Below are 1,607 nucleotides of genomic sequence, written 5' to 3'. Positions count from 1 at the left end.
CACCGCAGCGGGCGAAGCCGTGCTGCTGCGTGTGGCGCCCGGTGGCGGCATCGAGGGCTACATCGACAGCACCGGCGAGTCGGTGTTCACGGTGACGGTGGACACCAGCGGTGAGGTGACGCTGACCCAGTTGCGTGCCCTGCACCACACCGACGACACCAACAGCAACGAACCGCTGAGCCTGACCGACAGCCACGTCACCTTGACCCGCACCGACACCATCACCGATGGCGACGGCGATACCGGCGAGGCCGAGGCCACTGTCAACGTCGGTGCCAGCCTGGTGTTCCTGGACGACGGCCCCCAGGCCGACGCTGGCCAGGCGCTCAGCCTGCAAATCGACGAAACCTACGGCATGGGCACCTATGCGCTGACGCAGGCCGATGTGTTTGCCGCGTTTCCCACCCCGGTTTTTGGCAACGACGGCGAGGGCGCGTCCCCCGAATTTGCCCTGGTGGGCACGCCGGGTGCGCTCACCGGCTGGTGGATCAGCGGTCAGAGCGACGCAGGGCAGGAGCTGCAGCTGGTGAAGGTCTCGGACACCGAGTTCGAGCTCCGGGCCGGTGGTGCGGGCGGCTCCTTGGCGCTGACGGTGTCCATCGATGCCCTTGGCGGCGAGGTGTTGATCACCCAACATGTTGCACTCCACCACCCGGTGACCACGGATCACAACGAACCCATCGCCCTGGTTGGTCTGATCTCCGTGCAACGCACCGTGTTCGATGGCGACGGTGACAGCGCCAGCCAGCTCGCAGCGCTGAACATCGAGGTGCTGGATGACGGGCCACAAGACCTGCAGCCTGCGCCGGGCGTGTTGTCCAACACCGTGGGCGCCGACGCCACCTTCATGTTGGACCAGGATGGCGAGATCGCTCTGAACGTCGGCGCCGACGCCCCAGGGACGGTCACCTTCAACCCCAGCCTCGATGGCGTGGCCGCCACCAACTCGGCGGGCGATCCCTTGTACTCGAGTGGCCTGCCCATGACCTACAGCTTGTCGGCGGGCGGCACGGTGCTGACCGCGTCCAACGCGCTGGGGCCGGTGTTCACCGTCACCCTCGATGCTGGCGCGGCCACCTACACCGTCGCGATGTTGGCCACGGTGGACGGTGGCGAACCGGCCATCGATTTCAGCGCCGCCGGTGGCTACAACTTCGTCGGCGGCAACGCGTCGTGGGCGGGGTTTAACACAGTGTCGGACGACAACAGCAAAGACCTGCTGCTCACGCCCATGACCAATGGCGCCAGCGGAGGCACGGTCAACACCAACGCCGCTTCCGGGGGCATCAGTGCCGGCGCCTCCGTGGGCACCAACGAAACCCTGCGGGTGGACTTTGTGAACGACCTCGGCGGCACGCCCGTGAGTGGCGGCGACTTTGCCACTACCGCCAACCAAACCCAGTCGTTCGATGGCCACTACAACACCAACGGCGCCACCGCAGCCATTGGTGTGGGCGGCGGCGCCGGCACCACCACCACCATAAACATCAGTGCCTACGACGACAGCGATTCGGGCGTGTTGAAGGAGGTGGGCGATGGCTCGCAGGACACGATCGTGGCGGTGAGCATCATCCAGGGCTCGGAGAGCGTGTTGGTGTTGGTGAGCA

Annotated in this window: 1 protein-coding gene; it reads left to right on the top strand. The window is 66.4% G+C overall.

Translation table 11 applies throughout. From position 1 onward, the window contains the following. Window positions 1-19: 19 nt before the first annotated feature. Window positions 20-1,607 (top strand): DUF5801 repeats-in-toxin domain-containing protein (locus Q8M88_RS02620; RefSeq protein WP_305594693.1); only part of this gene is annotated, 1,588 nt, incomplete at its 3' end.

It is taken from the genome of Phenylobacterium sp., assembly GCF_030693805.1.
Lineage (GTDB): Bacteria > Pseudomonadota > Alphaproteobacteria > Caulobacterales > Caulobacteraceae > Phenylobacterium.
The sequence above is the reverse complement of the archived record's forward strand: the minus strand, read 5'-3'. Positions and strand labels throughout refer to the sequence as shown.